The following is a 2,521-nucleotide window of genomic DNA, read 5'->3' on the forward strand; positions in this document are numbered from 1 at the left end:
CGCAACGCGAGCGCGGCCCGTTCGGCGGGCGGTTCCCACTCCTGGGCCTCGCCGTCCCCCGGGGAGAGCTCGGAGCGGCGCCGCGTCGCGAACACCTCCCCGTCGATCACCCACAGCTTCTGGTCCCAGCCGCTCCCCGGCACGTACGGCTGCGTGACCACCGGTTCGTCGGGCCACCGCTCGGCCAGCTCGCGCAGCCGGGCCGCGCTGTCGACCTTGGCGACCAGGTCGTGCCGCCGGCTGTGCCGGCTCTTGACCACGAACGGGTGAGCGAGATCGGCGAGTTCACCCAGCAGCCCGGCCGCCGAGGTCGGCGCGAAGGGCAGTCCGGCGCCCCGGGCGAGCGCGTCCATCCGCACCCGGTCCTGGCAGAGTTCCGTCGCCGCCGCCGAGTTGACCACCACCGCACCCCGGCGCTCCAGCTCCCGGGCCAGCGAAATCGCCTGCGGGGTACGGGCCTTGAGCAGGTACACATCGGCCGGCTCCGCCACCGCGCCGCCGGGCGGAACGACCTCCACCTCGCACCCGTGCCGCACCAGCTCCCCGGCGGCGGCCGCGAGCACCGGGTGCCCCGGGTCCCGCGCGATCAGTCCGACCCTCACAGCAACTCACCCTTACCGATGTCCGGTCGCCCGTACGGAAGGCCACCCGCCGGCACCAACGCGGCAGGCGTCCCCGGCAGCGACGCCGCCGTCCCGCTGCGCGCGAGCCGCAGCACCGCCCGGGCGACCCTGGCGACCGCCTCCGGCACCTGCCGGAAGCTCGGGAAGTCGTTGACGTCCACCACCATCGGCCCGTCCGGACCGAGCAGGACGTCGACCCCGAACAGGTCCAGCCCGAACACCTCGCCCACCTGCGCCGCGATCCGCGCGACGCTCGCCGACAGCGGCACCTGCCGCTCGCGCACGCCCTGTCCGGGGTGCAGCGGGGAGGGACGTTCCGTCGCGAAGAGCTCGCCGTCGACGCAGTACACCTTGAGGTCCGTCCCGGAGTTGGGCACGTACGGCTGCGCGATCAGCAGCCCCTCCCCTGCGAGTTCGGGCCCGAGGCCGATCAGATCGTCGGGCCCCGCCACCAGCCGGACGGCCCGCCCGGAGCTGCCGTCCGCGGGCTTGACGACCAGCGGGTACTCGGCGGACGGGATCTCGGCCAGCCGCTCCCAGCGCGCGGCGGCGTAGGTGACCGGGACGGGCAGGCCTCGGGTGCGGGCGATGACCGAGGCGAGCGCCTTGTCCCGGACGCCGCGGATCGAGCGGACGTCGTTGACGGTGGTGAGCCCCACGGCGGCGGCCGCCTCCAGCAGGGTGAGTCCGGGCCCGCCGGAGACCGTCTTGAGCACCCAGGCGTCGTGGCTGCCGGCCCGAACCGCCTCGGAGATCGCGATCAGCGAATCCCCCGGGCGCAGCACGTCCACCCGGTGCCCCCATGCGACGAGTTGACGTGCGACGTCCAGCGGCATGCCGTCCCTCCGGTAGTGCTCCTCCACCAGAAAGCAGAGCCTCATGGGCCTGTCTTCCCCCTTGCCTCGCCGAAATCCGGACGTCCGCCGTCCCCCTCGGCAGAGCTGTGAAGGCCTCAGCTTGCCCTGCGTACCCGCACAAGATCACCGCGAGCCGGTAAGCGTTCGGCAACAATCGAACGCCCCGGGGGCGGGCGGAGCCGTGACGGCCGGGTAAAACGCTGGCGCCCCACCGGCGCCCCTGCTTGGATGCACGCCGTGACCTCTGCTGATCATGCTCCTGACCACGCCCTGCTCGACGAGATCGAGCGCTACTACGACACCGTCCCGCGCGGCGCCGCCCGCGCCGAGGACTTCGGCCCGCTGACCCTGTTCGTCCGCGAGGGTGCCGGCTGGCCGTACTACGCCCGCCCGACGCTCGGCCACGACGGCCCGCCCGCCACCGCCGAGGACGTCCTCCGGGTGCTGGAGCGGCAGCGGGCGCTGGGCGAGCCGGAGGCCTTCGAGTGGGTGGCCGAGCGGAACCCGGAGCTGCGCGCGGCGGTGGAGGCGGCCGGGCTGACGGTGCACGCGCACCCGCTGCTGGTGCTGGGCCCGCAGGACGGTCCAGCCCCGGCGCCGGACCTCCCGGAGCGGGTGGCGGTACGGGTGCTGGCCGCGGACGCGCCGGAGCTGGCGGCGGCGGTGGCCGTCCCGCACCTGGCCTTCGCCGACCCGGGCACCGCCATCGGTCCGGCCGGCACGGTCGAACTGGCCGCGGCGGTGGCGGAGTTGACCGCCGAGGGCGCGGTGGCGCGGATCGCGCGGCGGATCACCGACGGCAGCACCGTGCTGGCCGCCGCGCTGGACGGCGCCGAGGCGCTGTGCGCGGGCCAGCACAACCCGGTGGGCCCGGTCACCGAGGTGGTCGGGGTGGGGACGCTCCCGTCCGCGCGCCGCCGCGGCCTGGGCCTCGCGGTCACCTCGGCCCTGGTGGCGCACGCCCGGGCCGGCGGCGTACGGACGGTGTTCCTGTCCGCCTCCGACGAGGACGTCGCCCGGATCTACCGCCGGGCCGGCTTC

General features: G+C 75.3%; 3 protein-coding genes. 1 reads left to right on the forward strand and 2 read right to left on the reverse strand.

The genetic code is table 11. The annotated features are described in order from the left end of the window. Both J0670_RS35635 and J0670_RS35640 read right to left on the reverse strand, forming a co-directional pair. A partial coding sequence (locus tag J0670_RS35635; protein ID WP_207816753.1) for a RimK family alpha-L-glutamate ligase occupies positions 1-602 on the reverse strand: 602 nt, incomplete at its 3' end. Next, positions 599-1,504, reverse strand: coding sequence for a RimK family alpha-L-glutamate ligase (locus J0670_RS35640; protein WP_207816754.1), 906 nt, complete (start codon positions 1,502-1,504; stop codon positions 599-601). The genes J0670_RS35635 and J0670_RS35640, both read right to left, overlap by 4 nt. Positions 1,505-1,708: 204 nt before the next feature. Here J0670_RS35640 and J0670_RS35645 point away from each other — a divergent pair. Continuing rightward, the coding region (locus J0670_RS35645) for a GNAT family N-acetyltransferase (RefSeq protein ID WP_207816755.1) at positions 1,709-2,521 on the forward strand (813 nt) is incomplete at its 3' end.

The sequence above is a fragment of the Streptomyces sp. FH025 genome, from assembly GCF_017427025.1.
In the GTDB taxonomy this organism is placed as follows: domain Bacteria; phylum Actinomycetota; class Actinomycetes; order Streptomycetales; family Streptomycetaceae; genus Kitasatospora.